The 14,837-nt window shown below is 66.2% G+C and carries 12 protein-coding genes; 10 read left to right on the top strand and 2 right to left on the bottom strand.

Annotated features, from left to right (window positions below):
• Positions 1-3 precede the first annotated feature (3 nt).
• On the bottom strand, positions 4-807 hold the full coding sequence (locus UNPF46_RS00245; protein ID WP_100178613.1) for a HesA/MoeB/ThiF family protein: 804 nt from the start codon (positions 805-807) through the stop codon (positions 4-6).
• Between the two features lie 256 nt (positions 808-1,063).
• On the opposite strand from UNPF46_RS00245, the gene UNPF46_RS00240 reads away from it, so the two are divergent.
• Positions 1,064-2,422: a peptidoglycan-binding protein gene (locus UNPF46_RS00240; RefSeq protein ID WP_181769710.1), complete on the top strand. Its 1,359-nt coding sequence runs from the start codon at positions 1,064-1,066 to the stop codon at positions 2,420-2,422.
• Positions 2,423-2,809: 387 nt separating this feature from the next.
• Positions 2,810-3,553, top strand: a complete 744-nt coding sequence (locus UNPF46_RS00235) for a nucleotide-binding protein (RefSeq protein ID WP_142248648.1) — start codon at positions 2,810-2,812, stop codon at positions 3,551-3,553.
• Positions 3,554-3,893: 340 nt separating this feature from the next.
• Here the strand turns inward: UNPF46_RS00235 and mutM are convergent, their stop codons facing one another.
• Entirely contained in the window at positions 3,894-4,775 is an 882-nt protein-coding gene (gene mutM / locus UNPF46_RS00230; RefSeq protein WP_142248647.1) for a bifunctional DNA-formamidopyrimidine glycosylase/DNA-(apurinic or apyrimidinic site) lyase, read from the bottom strand.
• An 81-nt stretch (positions 4,776-4,856) separates the two neighbouring features.
• On the opposite strand from mutM, the gene ubiE reads away from it, so the two are divergent.
• The 8 genes from ubiE (at position 4,857) to UNPF46_RS00190 (ending at position 14,622) form a co-directional block, all read left to right on the top strand.
• The gene (gene ubiE / locus UNPF46_RS00225) at positions 4,857-5,618 is read left to right on the top strand and encodes a bifunctional demethylmenaquinone methyltransferase/2-methoxy-6-polyprenyl-1,4-benzoquinol methylase UbiE (RefSeq protein WP_100178618.1); all 762 of its coding nucleotides are present in this window, start codon (positions 4,857-4,859) and stop codon (positions 5,616-5,618) included.
• On the top strand, positions 5,615-7,189 hold the full coding sequence (gene ubiB, locus UNPF46_RS00220; protein ID WP_100181315.1) for a 2-polyprenylphenol 6-hydroxylase: 1,575 nt from the start codon (positions 5,615-5,617) through the stop codon (positions 7,187-7,189). The genes ubiE and ubiB overlap by 4 nt, the downstream gene beginning before the upstream one ends.
• 56 nt (positions 7,190-7,245) lie before the next feature.
• Positions 7,246-8,697 carry a bifunctional phosphopantothenoylcysteine decarboxylase/phosphopantothenate--cysteine ligase CoaBC gene (coaBC, locus tag UNPF46_RS00215; RefSeq protein ID WP_142248646.1) on the top strand — a complete coding sequence of 484 codons (1,452 nt, stop codon included), beginning with the start codon at positions 7,246-7,248 and terminating at the stop codon, positions 8,695-8,697.
• The gene (gene dut / locus UNPF46_RS00210) at positions 8,694-9,152 is read left to right on the top strand and encodes a dUTP diphosphatase (RefSeq protein WP_142248645.1); all 459 of its coding nucleotides are present in this window, start codon (positions 8,694-8,696) and stop codon (positions 9,150-9,152) included. The genes coaBC and dut overlap by 4 nt, the downstream gene beginning before the upstream one ends.
• 191 nt (positions 9,153-9,343) lie before the next feature.
• The gene (locus UNPF46_RS00205; RefSeq protein ID WP_100178620.1) at positions 9,344-11,848 is read left to right on the top strand and encodes a sensor histidine kinase; all 2,505 of its coding nucleotides are present in this window, start codon (positions 9,344-9,346) and stop codon (positions 11,846-11,848) included.
• Positions 11,845-13,377, top strand: coding sequence for a tRNA (adenosine(37)-N6)-threonylcarbamoyltransferase complex ATPase subunit type 1 TsaE (gene tsaE / locus UNPF46_RS00200; RefSeq protein WP_142248644.1), 1,533 nt, complete (start codon positions 11,845-11,847; stop codon positions 13,375-13,377). Before UNPF46_RS00205 ends, tsaE begins: the two co-directional genes overlap by 4 nt.
• Before the next feature lie 86 nt (positions 13,378-13,463).
• Complete coding sequence (locus UNPF46_RS00195) at positions 13,464-13,781, top strand: PilZ domain-containing protein (RefSeq protein WP_142248643.1); 318 nt, start codon at positions 13,464-13,466, stop codon at positions 13,779-13,781.
• Between the two features lie 118 nt (positions 13,782-13,899).
• The gene (locus tag UNPF46_RS00190) at positions 13,900-14,622 is read left to right on the top strand and encodes a nucleotidyltransferase family protein (RefSeq protein ID WP_100178622.1); all 723 of its coding nucleotides are present in this window, start codon (positions 13,900-13,902) and stop codon (positions 14,620-14,622) included.
• Positions 14,623-14,837 lie beyond the last annotated feature (215 nt).

The raw sequence follows: 14,837 nt of genomic DNA, 5'->3' as shown, positions 1-14,837 counted from the left end.
CGCTCAGGTGCGATGAGCGCTGAGGTCGACGACCACAGGCCCGTCGCCGTTGAGCGGATTGGCAGGATCGCGCGAATAGCGCAGCGTCTCGAAGCGCATCGCGCGCGCATCGATCATCAGGAGGCGGCCGACCAGGCCATCGCCGAAACCGACGATCTCGCGGATCGCCTCCAGCGCCATCATCGAGCCGAGCACGCCCGCCAATGCGCCCATGACGCCGGCTTCCGCGCAGGCCGGCACGGTACCGGGCGGCGGCGCCTCCGGAAACAGGCAGCGATAGGTTGGGTTGAACTCGCCCTGCTCGTTCCTCTCATGCGCGCGAATGGTGGTGAGCGAGCCGTCGAAGGTGCCGAGCGCGGCGGTGATCAGCGGCCGCTTGGCGAAGAAGCAGGCGTCCGAAGCCAGATAGCGCGTCAAGAAATTGTCGGAGCCGTCGAGCACGAGATCGTAATCGCCGATCAGGCTGAGCGCATTGTCGGCGTTGAGCCAGGTGGCATGGCCGACGAAGCGGACATGCGGATTGAGCGCCGCGATCCGCTCGGCGGCGCTCTCGACCTTGTGCCGGCCGATATCCGGCGTGGTGTGGATCACCTGGCGCTGGAGATTCGACAGCGACACCACGTCGTCATCGACCACGCCGAGCGTGCCGACGCCGGCCGCGGCCAGATACATCAGGGCGGGCGCGCCGAGGCCACCGGCACCGATCACCAGCACGGAGGCCCGCTTCAGCGCGGCCTGGCCCGGTCCGCCGACATCGCGCAGCACGATATGGCGGGCATAACGTTCGAGTTCGTCCGGGCTCAGCATCGTCTTTCGTTCCTCTCAAGCCTCCTGGTGAGGAGGCGCGAAGCGCCGTCTCCGGACGATGCTTCGCATCGCCGGGCGAACCATGAAGGCCCCGATCTTGCCTGCGGCCATCCTTCGAGACGCGGCCTTGCGGCCGCTCCTCAGGACGAGGACCTGGGTGCGCGTCTCAGCTCGCGCCTGAACCAGCCCAACATTGTTCGCGACCAACGAGATGTGCTTCAATGCCATTGCGTTCAATGGGCGGGTTGGATTTGTCATGAGATCGATGCTTACGGCAACCTTGATGTTTGCGACTGCGACGGCCGCGAACGCCCAGATGACGACACAGCCGATCGCCGGCGCCAAGCCGAAGACGGTCCAGACCGTGCCGATTCAACCTCCCGCAATGCAGACGCCGTCGGCGACAGCCGAAGCCATGGCAAAGGCAGAGCGACTGTCTCTGCAATCCGACCTCGCCTGGGTCGGCCAGTACAACGGCGCCATCACCGGCGACGTCAGCGAGCGCATGGTCAACGCCATCAAGGATTACCAGAAGGCCAAGGGCGGCAAGCCGACCGGCGTGCTCAACCCGCAGGAGCGGGCCGCGCTCGCCGAGACGGCGCGAAAGAAGCAGGACGGCGTCGGCTGGAAGATCGTGACGGAGCCGACCAGCGGCGCCCGGCTCGGCATCCCCACCAAGCTCGTGCCGCAGCAGGCGAGCGACGCCAACGGCTCGAAATGGACCTCGCCGACCGGAACCGTGCAGGTGCTGCTCAGCCGCCGCAAGGAAGCGAACCCGACCTCGGCGAAACTCGCGGAGCTGGAGAAGGAGCCGTCCGGGCGCAAGGTCGACTACACCGTGGTGAAGCCCGACTTCTTCGTGCTGTCGGGCTTGCAGGGCCTCAAGAAATTCTACGTCCGCGGCACCTTCAAGGGCGACGAGGTCCGCACCATGACGATCCTCTACGACCAGGCGACCGAGAACACGGTCGAGCCGGTCGTGATCGCGATGTCGAGCGCCTTCAACGCGTTCCCGTCGGGCCCGCAGGCCGGGCCACCGCCGCGCAAGACCGTCGAATACGGCACCGGCCTCGTCGTCAGCGACGACGGTGCGATCGTAGCCGACCGCCTCGTCACCGACAGCTGTCTCGCGATCACGGTCGCCGGCCATGGCAGTGCCGACCGTCTTGCCGAAGACAAGGAGCGCGGTCTGGCGCTTCTGCACATCTACGGCGCGCGCGGCCTCAAGCCGCTCGGCCTCGCTGGCGGCGCGGCGAAGACGAACGTCGACGTCGTCGGCATCGCCGATCCGCAGAGCCAGGGCGGCGCAGGCGGCGTGTCGGTCGTCAAGGCTGCGCTGGCGCCAGTCCCGAGCAGCGATGCCATGCTGTCGCCGCCACCGGCGGTCGGGTTCTCCGGTGGTCCCGCAATCGATGGCGACGGCAGGTTCGCCGGCATTGCGCTGTTGAAGCCGGCAACGCTGGCGGGACCTGCGACATCGGTGCCGGCCTCGCAGGCCGTGATGGTGTCCGCAGATGCCGTGCGCGATTTCCTGAAGGCCAACCAGATCACCGCGAACGGCACTTCAACGGATGCAAAGGCCGCCGTCGTCCGCGTGATCTGCGTGCGGAAATAAGCTCACCAGAAATCGTGCGCGCTCCTGTCCCGGACGCGCTGCGGCATGACATGCCGCTCGGCTGAGCCGGGACTCATGCTTCCTCGAATTCCGTGCAAGTGGCTTCCTGGGCCCCGTTCCGGCAGCGCATCACTGCCGGGCTGCGCTTTGTCCGGGAGGCGAGATCAACTGACCCACGAACACATCATACGTACGACTACGGGTCCGGTAATGGTACGGATTCGCTGGCATTCCCCATTCCGCCATCATCGTTACTGCTGATTCGGACCTCCGCGATCCCCTTTGGATCGGGCCGGCACGTCCTGAGCGAGAAGAGCTCAGCATCGAGATCGATGCACGTTCGCGTGGCGTATTCCTGACCCAGAACTCCAAAGGATTGATCTTCAAATGCACACGATCGTTTTGGCCACCCAAAAGGGCGGCAGTGGCAAGAGCACGCTCGCCATCGGCCTCGCACTGGCAGCCAAGCAGGCTGGCTTCACCGTTCGCCTGATCGAAACCGACCCGCAGGGCACCCTCTCCAACTGGCAACGCCGCCGCAACGCCGACGATCTCGTCGTCGAGCCGATCTACCATGCTGCCGACATCGAGCCGCGCCTGAAGATGCTGGCGGACAGCGGCCTGCAGCTCGCGATCGTCGATACTGCGGCCGGCCTTTCCGCCGCCACCACCGCAGCGATCCGCCATTCCGATCTCTGCCTGATCCCGGCCCGCCCGAGCGTTGCCGACATCGAGGCGACCGCCTCGACGCTCAGCGTCGCGCGCGCCTGGAAGCGGCCCTATAGCTTCGTGCTCAACCAGACGCCGATCCGCGGCCAACGCATCGACAATGCCGCAGGCGCGCTCGCCGAGGAAGCCGCGCTCGATCTCACTGAAGTGCTCGCGCGCCCGTTGATCGTGATGCGCAACGACCACCAGGACTCGCTCGCCAGCGGTCTCGCCGTCAGCGAGTTCGCGCCGAACGGCAAGTCGGCGGACGAGATCCGCGGCCTCTGGCGCTGGATCGAGACCCGGCTCGAGCTCGAAGCCACGACCAACGTCCTGATCGACCAGGTGATGTCGGCTGCGGACGGCATGCTTCACGTTGCCGCCGAGCACGCGGCGGACGAGACCACGACCCTGGCGTCCTGAGCGGGGCAATCGCTCGGACGACAGTCGGCCCTTCACCATCCGGAAGGGCCCCAGCGACGAAGCAATCCGGCCACCAGCCCGGCCGGATTGCTTCGCTTCGCGTTTTTGACGAGGGCCAACACGCTCTCGAACAAGAATCTCGAAAACAACCCCATGCACAGTAGAACGGCTCCCCGCCGCGTCACCTCGGCGGCGGCGCGCAGACGTCTGACTCAGCGGGCAAAACGCCTGTTCGCGAGCATTCGTAGCCCGGATGGAGCGCAGCGCAATCCGGGGCGCCTGCATCCGTCGCGCGAAGGTCCCGGATTACGCTGCACTCCATCCGGGCTACGATGCTACGTCACTTCTGACATTTCGGGCACCAGAAGGTCGAGCGGCCATTCTGGGTGAAGCGCTTGATCGTGCCGCCGCAAGCGGGCGTCGTGCATTTCTCGCCTTCGCGATCGTAGACTTTGAATGAATGCTGGAAGTAGCCGAGCTCGCCCGAGGTCTGGCGATGGTCACGCAGACTGGAGCCGCCGGCCTTGATCGCATCGTTCAGCACGGTGTGGATCGCGCCGACCAATCGCTTTGCATGGTCCGTGGGCTCGCCCTTCCTGGTCGACAGGGTCGCGGCGATCCGGCGCGGCGACAGATGCGAGCGATGCAGCGCTTCGCAGACATAGATGTTGCCAAGCCCCGCCACCACGCGCTGGTCGAGCAGTGCGGCCTTCAGACTCGTCATCTTGCCTTCGCAGGACCGCGCCAGCATCGCAGCGTCGAACTCGTTGCCGAGCGGCTCGGGGCCGAGATCGCGCAGCAGCGGCTCTTCGTCCAGCGCATTGCGCGCGATCACTTTCATGTAACCGAAGCGGCGCGGATCGTTGAAGACGATATCGGCGCCGGAGGACATCCGAAACAGCACATGGTCGTGCGCGGAATCCTTAGCCCTAGGATAGTGAAACTCGCCGGGCGCGGCCTCGTTGTCCGGCTTGATGACGCGGAACGAGCCCGACATGCCCAGATGCATCAGCAGCACGTCGCCCGAGGCGAGGTCGGCCATGAGATATTTTGCGCGGCGGCCGAGGCCCGTGACGACCTGGCCCTTGAGCCGGGCCACGAAATCCGGCTGGAACGGAAAGCGGAGATCCGGCCGACGGGCCTCCGCGACCAGGATTTTCGCACCCTCCATGACAGGCTGAAGGCCGCGGCGGACGGTCTCGACTTCGGGCAATTCGGGCATGGTCAGGCATTCACCTTATGAGGGCGGTGTGATAGCGCCATTGCGGCGGGCGCGCTATGGTCCGCCCAGTGGAGTAGAGTAATGGATCGGCCGGGCGAAACCACGCATTTTGGCTTCAAGGACGTTCCCCTCGGGGACAAGCAGACGCTGGTGAACGACGTGTTTCACAGCGTGGCGTCGCGCTATGATCTGATGAACGACCTGATGTCCGGTGGCCTGCACCGGGTCTGGAAGGACATCATGATCAATGCCCTCAACCCGCCCAGGGGCGACCGGCCCTTCGCATTGCTCGACGTCGCCGGCGGCACCGGCGACATCTCGTTCCGCGCCGCCAAGGCCGCGGGCCCCGGCTTCCATGCCACCGTCTGCGACATCAATTCCGACATGCTCGCCGTGGGCCGCGAGCGCGCCGCCAAGCGCCATCTCGAGACCCAGGTCGATTTCGTCGAAGGCAATGCCGAAGCGCTCGCCTTCGCCGACCGCAGCTTCGACGCATATACGATCGCTTTCGGCATCCGCAACGTGCCACAGATCGACCTTGCGCTGCGCGAAGCTTATCGCGTGCTGAAGCCCGGCAGCCGCTTCCTGTGCCTGGAGTTCTCCACCGTCGAGATGCCCGGGCTCGACAAGCTCTATGATCTGTTCTCGTTCAAGGTGATCCCGCCGCTCGGCCGCATGATCACGGGCGATGCCGAGTCCTACCAATATCTCGTCGAATCCATCCGCAAGTTTCCGAAACCCAACGCCTTCGCCGACATGATCCGCGAGGCCGGCTTTTCCCGCGTCAGCTGGCAGACACTCTCCGGCGGCATCGTCGCTCTGCATTCGGGTTGGCGTTTGTGATTTCTGCCATCACCCACACTGCGCGCCTGATGCGCGCTGCGTTCGTGTTCGCGCGCGAGGGCGTGTTCGGCTCGGTCGATCCGAGCCTCGTGCCACCGCCCGGGCAGCTCGCGCTGAAGCTTGCACGCATCATCGAACGTCGTGGTCCGAAGCACGGACCGCGGCTGTCGCGCGCGCTGACCCGGATGGGTCCGGCCTATCTCAAGCTCGGGCAGTTTCTGGCCACGCGGCCCGACGTCGTCGGCGTCATCATGGCGCGCGACCTGGAAAGCCTCCAGGATCGCCTGCCGCCGTTTTCGCAGGCCGAAGCGGAAGCCGCGATCGCGACCTCGCTGGAGCGTCCGCTGACGGAGGTGTTCGCCAAGCTCGGTCCGCCGGTCGCGGCCGCCTCTATCGCACAGGTGCATCGCGGCGAGGTGCTGCACGACGGCATCCGCAAGGCGGTCGCCGTGAAGGTGCTGCGGCCGAACGTCGCCGCGCGCTTCCGCCGCGATCTCTCCGATTTCTTCTTCGTCGCACACAAGGCCGAGACCTATTCGGCGGAGGCGCGGCGGCTGCGCCTGGTCGAGGTCATCAACACCATGTCGCGCTCGGTCGCGATGGAGATGGACCTGCGCCTGGAGGCGGCCGCGCTGTCGGAGATGGCGGAGAACACGCAGGGCGACCCCGACTTCCGCGTGCCTGCAGTCGACTGGGACCGCACCACGCACAACGTGCTGACGATGGAGTGGATCGACGGCATCGCGCTGAACGATCACAAGCGCCTCGAGGAGTCGCAGGTCGACCTGCCCGATCTCGGCCGCAAGGTGATCCAGAGTTTTCTGCGGCACGCGCTGCGCGACGGCTTCTTCCATGCCGACATGCATCCGGGCAATCTGTTCCTGGATGACGCGGGACGACTCGTCGCGGTCGATTTCGGCATCATGGGCCGGCTCGGGATGAAGGAGCGGCGCTTCCTCGCCGAAATCCTGCTCGGCTTCATCACCCGCGATTATCGCCGCGTCGCCGAGGTGCATTTCGAGGCGGGCTATGTGCCCGCGCATCACTCGGTGGAGAATTTCGCGCAAGCGATTCGCGCCATTGGCGAGCCGATTCACAACCGCACGGCGGAAGAGATCTCGATGGCGCGGCTGTTGACGCTGCTGCTCGAGGTCACCGGCCTGTTCGACATGACGACGCGGCCCGAGCTGATCCTGCTGCAGAAGACCATGGTGGTGGTCGAAGGCGTGGCGCGCGGCTTCGATCCGAAGCTCGACATCTGGAAGGTCGCCGACCCCGTGGTGCGCGAATGGATCGAGCGCAATCTCGGCCCGATCGGCCGGGTGCAGGGCGCACTTGCCGGGACCGGAGACATCGCGCGCGTGCTGATGCGCCTGCCCGAGATCGCCGAGCGATCCGTGAAGGTGCTGGAGCAGCTCGAAACCATGACGCGGGAGGGCATCAGGCTTTCGCCTGACAGCATCGCCGCAATGGGCCGCAGCGAAGGTCGCAAGAACCGTTGGCGCACCGTCGCGCTGTGGATCATTGCCGCGACCTTCATCGGGATCTTGATTGCGGTCCGGAATTTGTGATTGCACTGCAATCATGTGAGTGATAGCATCGCAATCATTCCGTGCTGGAGGGCGCCGTGGCAAGCCTGACCATCCGCAAGCTCGACGAGGGCGTCAAAACCTATTTGCGGCTGCGCTCGGCCAAGAATCACAGGTCGGTCGAGGAAGAGGTCCGGGTCATCCTGCGCGAGCTGATCGAGGGCCGCGAGGAGCCGCTGACGCCGTTTTCTGCGCCGCCGGCACCATCGACCAGCCCGACGCCCCAGCGCACCGGCGCCCTTCCCGAGGCCGGCGTGACCCTGATCATCGGCGGCGGCATCGCGGCCTACAAGTCGCTCGACCTGATCCGAAGGCTGAAGGATCGGCGCATCGAGGTCCGCTGCGTGCTGACCAAGGCCGCGCAGCAATTCGTCACCCGGCTGGCCGTGAGCGCGCTGTCACATGAGCGCGTCTATACCGACCTGTTCGACCCCCAGAGCGAGTTCGACGCCGGCCACATTCGCCTGGCGCGCGACTGCGACCTGATCGTGGTGGCGCCAGCCACCGCAGACCTGATGGCGAAGATGGCGAACGGCCATGCCGACGACCTCGCCAGCGCCATCCTGCTCGCAACCAACCGAAAGATCCTGCTGGCGCCGGCGATGAATCCGCTGATGTGGAGCAACGCGGCGACCCGGCGCAACGTCGCGCAACTGCAGCGCGACGGTGTGGTGCTGGTCGGGCCGAATTCCGGCGAGATGGCGGAGGCCGGCGAAGCGGGCGTCGGCCGCATGTCCGAGGCCATCGAGATCGCCACCGCCGCCGAACGCCTGCTGCGGCCGCCGGTGCCGCGGCCGCTCGCCGGCAAGCGCGTGCTGATCACCGCAGGGCCCACCCACGAGCCGATCGATCCGGTGCGCTACATCGCCAACCGCTCTTCCGGCAAGCAGGGTTTTGCCATTGCCGCGGCCGCGCAGGCCGCCGGCGCCGAGGTGATCCTGGTCAGCGGCCCGGTCGATCTCGACGATCCCGCCGGCGTGACGGTGAAGCACGTGGAATCCGCGCGGCAGATGCTGGAGCAGGTGCAATCAGCGCTTCCCGCCGACATCGCGATCTTCGCCGCCGCCGTCGCCGACTGGCGCGTCGCGAGCGAGGGCGAGCAGAAGCTGAAGAAGACCTCGGCCGGCATGCCGCCGCTTCAGCTGGTCGAGAACCCCGACATTCTCGCGACGATCTCCAAGCTGACGGACAAGCGCCCGCCGCTGGTGATCGGCTTTGCCGCCGAGACCGAGCATCTGATCGACAACGCCAAGACCAAGCTCGCCCGCAAGGGCTGCGACTGGATCGTCGCCAACGACGTCTCGCCGGCGACCGGCGTGATGGGCGGCGACCGCAACACCGTGCATCTGATAAGCCGGAAGAATGGCGAGAAGGACGGCGAGATTGCAGTTGATTCCTGGCCGGTGATGACCAAAGAACAAGTCGCCATCGAACTGGTCGCGCATATCGCAAAGAGCGTGACCGACAAATCCCTGGAGCCGGCGTCTTGAGCACGAAGGTCGCGGTCGAACTGCAGCAACTGGCGCATGCCGATGGCCTGCCACTGCCGGCCTATCAAACCGCGGAAGCCGCAGGGCTCGATTTGATGGCGGCGGTGGCGGACAGCGAGCCGTTGACGCTCGCACCCGGCCAATATGCGCTGGTGCCGACGGGCCTTGCGATCGCGCTGCCGCCCGGGCACGAGGCGCAGGTGCGCCCGCGCTCGGGGCTTGCGGCCAAGCACGGAATCACCGTGCTGAACTCGCCGGGCACGATCGACGCGGACTATCGCGGCGAGATCAAGGTGATCCTGATCAATCACGGCGCTGCACCGTTCGTGATCAAGCGCGGCGAGCGCATCGCCCAGATGGTGATCGCACCAATTGTGCAGGCCGCATTGGTTCCCGTCGCCACATTGGCAGCAACCGACCGCGGCGCCGGCGGCTTCGGCTCGACCGGGCGCTAACACGCGGCAATTCCAGCCGAATCATCCCGAAGAACTACGTACGCTGGAACACCCCGCCCGGCATTTTTTAGGGACCGCTTTTCCGTTCACGATCTGGACTCTTACCGGCGGAGTCACGGTGAGGGTATTGTCCTTTGATTCGCGCGCGACGGGGGTCGCCGCGCGTAGATTCGTGCGGTCTTGGGGCAACTATGTCAGGCGTGATCGTGTCGATGCGTCGGACGCTGCTGTCGTGCACATCGCTTGCGCGCAACGGCCTGTTGGGAGGCGCTCTCGCAGCGCTGCTGCCGGCTGCGCCGGCCGAGGCCGCCGACCTCATCGACACCCTCTCCATCATGCTGGATTTCAACCGGCAGGAACTCGCGGTGCTCGCCACCGCGCTGGCGCTGCTCGGCTTCTCGGTGATGGCCGCGATCCTGCTGATGCGGACGCGGGTGCGGACCGCGAAGAACGAGGCGCGGCTGCGCGCCCGGATCGGGGAACTACAGCTGCAGGCCGACCGCTTCGGGGCGCTGCTGTTCGCCGAGCCACAGATCCTGATCTCCTGGCCCGCCGGCGACAACCGCGCGCAGATTTCCGGCGACATCTCCATGGTGCTGCCGCGCGACTCCTCACCGCAACGCGTGCTCGCCTTCGGAACCTGGCTGCCGCCGGAACCGGCGCTGCAGATGGACCACGCGGTCGACGCGCTGCGTGATCGCGGCGACGGGTTCCAGCTGACGCTGACCACCGCGCATGGCCATACGCTGGAAGCAATCGGCCGCGCCATCGGCGGCCAGGCCATTGTCCGGATTCGCGAACTCTCCGGGCTCCGCCGCGATCTGGCCGAGACCAATCTGCGTTACAAGGCGCTCTCGGACGAGACCGAGATGCTGCGCGGCTTTGCCGCCGCCGCACCCTGGCCGATCTGGGCCAAGGGCGAGAACGGGGCCCTCACCTTCGCCAACCCGGCCTATGTGCGCGCGACCGAGGCCGCCAGCGTCACCGACGCACAGGAGCGCAAGCTCGAATTGCTCGACAGCGCCGACCGCACCGCGATGGAGCGGGGCCTGAAGGACGCCGAGAGCTTCACCTCGCGGCTGCCGATCGTGATCGGCGGCGAGCGGCGCATCTACGACGTGCGCGCGGTCAATGTCGGCAGCGGCAGCGTCGGCGTTGCCATCGATGCCAGCGAAGCCGATGCGCTGAGCTCGGCGCTGGTGCGGATGGCGGAGGCGCATCGCCGTACGCTGGACCAACTCTCCTCGGGCGTTGCCGTATTCGACGGCCAGCGCCGCCTTGCCTTCTACAACGATTCCTACCGCCGGCTGTGGGACCTCGATCGCAGCTTCCTCGACGCCAACCCTGATGATTCGAGCGTGCTCGACCAGCTCCGCGCCGCGCGAAAGCTGCCGGAGCAGCCCGATTTCCGCGCCTGGAAAGCCAAGCTGCACGAGGCGTATCGTGCGGTCGAGGCTGCCAAGGACACCTGGTACCTGCCGGATGGCCGCGCGCTCTCGGTCGTCACCACGCCGAATCCGGAAGGCGGCGTCACCTATCTGTTCGACGACGTCACCGAGAGCCTCGAGCTGGCCCGCCGCTTCGACGGCATGATCCGCGTCCAGCGCGAGACGCTGGACAGCCTCGCCGAGGGCGTCGCGGTGTTCGGCAGCAACGGCAAGGCGCAGCTGTTCAACCCGGCCTTCGTCCGGATGTGGAAGCTGTCCGCCGATGCCATGCGCGACGAGCCGCACATCCAGACGGTGGAAGGCTGGTGCCATCAACTGTTCGACGACCCCGCGGTCTGGCGCCAGATCCGCGAAGCCGTCACCTCGATCGAGAGCCGCGCCGACGTGCCGCTGAAGCTGGAGCGCAAGGACGGCAGCGTGCTCGACGGCATGATCCGGCCGCTGCATGACGGCGCGACCATGCTGACGTTCCAGGACATCACCGACACCGAGAATGTCGAGCGCGCGTTGCGCGAGCGCAACGAGGCGCTGGAGGCCGCCGACCAGATGAAGGTGGATTTCGTCCACCACGTCTCCTACGAGCTGCGTTCGCCGCTGACCACCATCATCGGCTTCGCGCATTTCCTCAGCGACCCCTCGACCGGGCCGCTGACGCCGAAGCAGGCCGAATATCTCGACTACGTCACCAAATCGACCAACGCGCTGCTGGCGCTCACCAACAACATCCTCGATCTCGCCACCATCGATGCCGGCGCGATGAAGCTGGAACTCGGGCCCGTCGACGTCAGCAAGACCATCGAGCTCGCCGCCGAGGGCATCCAGGACCGGCTCGCCACCGACCGCATCCGCCTCAAGGTCGAGATCGCGCCCGATGTCGGCAGCTTCGTCGGCGACGAGAAGCGCGTGGTGCAGGTGCTCTATAACCTCCTCGCCAACGCCGTCGGGTTTTCTCCACAGGATTCCACCGTCGGTATCAGCGCACGGCGCACCGAACGCAGCGTGGTCTTCACCGTGACAGATTCCGGGCCTGGAATACCTGCCGACATGAAGGACAAGGTGTTCAACTGGTTCGAAAGCCGCTCGCAGGGCTCGCGTCACCGCGGCGCCGGACTCGGCCTCTCGCTGGTGCGCTCCTTCGTCGAGCTGCATGGCGGCAAGGTGCGGGTGGATTCGATCGTCGGCCGCGGCACGGTCGTGATCTGCGATTTCCCGACCGACCAGGCGGCGCATCGCGACGCCGCCGAATGACCGAACCCACGACATTCTCCGTCGCGCTCCACAACGAGACGGCGACCGCGCAATTGATGGCCGATCTCGCACTGCTGGTCGGACCGGGCGATGTCATCACCCTCACCGGCGATCTCGGCGCGGGAAAGACCGCGGCGGCCCGCAGCCTGATCCGCTATCTCGCCGGCGACGACGAGCTGGAGGTACCGAGCCCGACCTTCACGCTGGTGCAGGGCTATGAGCTGCCGCCCTTCCCGGTGCTGCACGCCGACCTCTACCGCGTCGAGGACGAAAGCGAGCTCGAGGAGATCGGGCTGTCGCCGCTTCCCGATGCGACGCTCGTCCTGATCGAATGGCCGGAGCGCGCGCCGTCGGCCATGCCCGCCGATCGCATCGACATCGCGCTGACGCATCGGCCGGCGCTGGGCTCGAATGCGCGCGCGGCCGACATCACCGGTTACGGCAAGAGCGCCGCCATCGTTGCGCGGTTGCAGGCGCTGCGCGAATTCCTCGATGCATCCGGATATATCGACGCAACGCGCAAGCGCATGGCCGGCGACGCCTCGACCCGCTCCTATGCGCGGCTGCTGCGCGACGACGGTGTCGTCATCCTGATGAATTCTCCGCAACGGCCCGATGGTGCGGCGCTCTACAACGGAAAATCCTACAGCGCCGCGGTTCATCTCGCCGAGAATATCAAACCCTTCGTCGCCATCGACGAAGGCCTGCGCGCGCAGGGGCTCTCGGCGCCCGCGATCCATCATTTCGATCTCGACCACGGCTTCCTGATCTCGGAGGATTTCGGCAGCGAGGGCGTGATCGAAGGCGATCCGCCGCGACCGATCGTCGAGCGCTACGAGGTCGCGACCGACGCGCTGGCCGCGCTGCACGGCAAGACGCTGCCCGAGACGCTGCCGCTGGACGGACAGACCTATGAGATCCCCGTCTTCGACGTCGAGGCAATGCTGATCGAGATCGGCCTGATGCCGGAATGGTATCTGCCCGATCGCAACGCGCCGCTGAGCGAGGCGGCGCGCACAGAGTTCTTCGCGATGTGGCGCGAGCTGCTGAAGAAGCCGCTGGCCGCGCCGAGGACGTGGATCATCCGCGATTATCATTCGCCCAATTTGATCTGGCTCGGGACACGCACCGGCATCGGGCGCGTCGGCGTGATCGATTTCCAGGATACCGTGCTCGGTCCGCAATCCTATGACGTGGTGTCGCTGCTTCAGGACGCCCGGATCGACGTCCCTGAAAACATCGAGCTGACGCTGCTGTCGCGCTACATCAAGGCGCGCCGCGCCAATGATGCAGGCTTCGATGCGGCCGGCTTCGCCGAGCTCTACGCCATCATGTCGGCGCAGCGGAATACGCGGCTGCTCGGCACCTTCGCTCGCCTGAACCGCCGCGACGGCAAGCCGCATTATCTGCGGCACCAGCCGCGGATCTGGACCTATCTGCAGCGCTCGCTCGCCCACCCCGCGCTGAGCTTCCTGCGCGACTGGTATCTCGCCAACGTTCCCCCGCCCCAAGGGGCTTCAGAAGGCTGATTCGAGGCCCGATTTACCGGCTGTTAGCCAAGACGTCGGTATTCTGGCGGCCAGGCAGCCGGGAAAATACGGGCTGGAGCGGGCAGATGGCGGTAAAGACGGACCAGCGCGGCAACAGCCGGGTTGTTTTCGAGCGTGGGATCCCGGCCCAGATGATGGGAATCGACGGGACCTGGCGGCGCGATTGCACCATGGAGGACGTCTCTGACAGCGGCGCCAAGCTGACCATCGACGGCTCGGTCGAAGGCCTGCATCTGAAGGAGTTCTTTCTGCTGCTGTCGTCCACCGGGCTGGCCTACCGGCGCTGCGAGCTGGCCTGGGTCAACGGCGACCAGATCGGCGTCAATTTCCTGAAGATCGGCGACAAGAAGAAAAAGGCGCGTTCCACAGCCGTCGGGGCATGACGGCAACACCCGTCGTACAACCGTCACGGCGGGTGGTTAAGGCGGTTGAGATGCGGTGCGGCTGATCGAACCTCGTGTTAGGATTGCTGCGAACGCGAAAGGTCTGAGAAAGCGAAGGATGTCCGTCAAACCGACCAAAGCCATGGTGCTCGCCGCAGGGTTCGGCCTGCGCATGCGTCCGCTGACGGACAAGATGCCGAAGCCCATGGTGCCGGTCGCCGGCCAGCCGCTGCTCGACCACGTACTCGACAAACTCGGCCAGGCCGGTGTGACCGAGGCCGTGGTCAACGTGCATTATCTGCCGGACCAGATCATCGATCACGTTGCCTCGCGCCAGCATCCGCGCGTCACCATCTCGGACGAGCGCGACCAGGTGCTCGGCACCGGCGGCGGCGTGGTCAAGGCGCTGCCGCTGCTCGGCGATGCGCCGTTCTACCATGTCAATTCCGACACGCTGTGGATCGACGGCGTGCGCTCGAACCTGACGCGGCTTGCCGAGAACTTCGACCCCGCGCGCATGGACATCCTGCTGCTGATGGCGCCGACCGCGACCAGCATCGGCTACAGCGGCCGCGGCGATTACGGCATGCTGCCCGACGGGGCCCTGCGCAAGCGCAAGGAAAAAGAGGTCGTTCCGTTCGTCTATGCCGGCGCTGCGATCCTGTCGCCCGCGATCTTCGAAGGCGCGCCGCAAGGCGAATTCTCGCTGACCAGGATGTTCGACCGCGCGGGCGAGCAGGAGCGGCTGTTCGGCCTGCGCCTCGACGGCGTCTGGATGCATGTCGGCACGCCTGAGGCCGTGCACGCCGCGGAAGAGGCGTTTCTGGAGAGCGTGGCGTAAGTCGCCTCGAACACGGTGCCGTAGGGTGGGTTAGCGTCAGCGTAACCCACCTCTTCTATGTCCATGGCGGCAGAAGTGGTGGGTTACGCCATCGGACTGCGCTTCGCGCAGCCGCCGTCTAACCCACCCTACGACACCTGTTCCGGCCCGTCGAACAACGGGGACTATCCCCCTCCCCCCATATCCATTTGACTCCGCCTCCCTATATTGGCGCC

The sequence above is a fragment of the Bradyrhizobium sp. UNPF46 genome (assembly GCF_006658625.1).
Classification (GTDB): Bacteria; Pseudomonadota; Alphaproteobacteria; order Rhizobiales; family Xanthobacteraceae; genus Bradyrhizobium; species Bradyrhizobium nitroreducens.
Note: the sequence above shows the minus strand (reverse complement) of the source record. Positions and strands in the feature narration are given on the sequence as shown.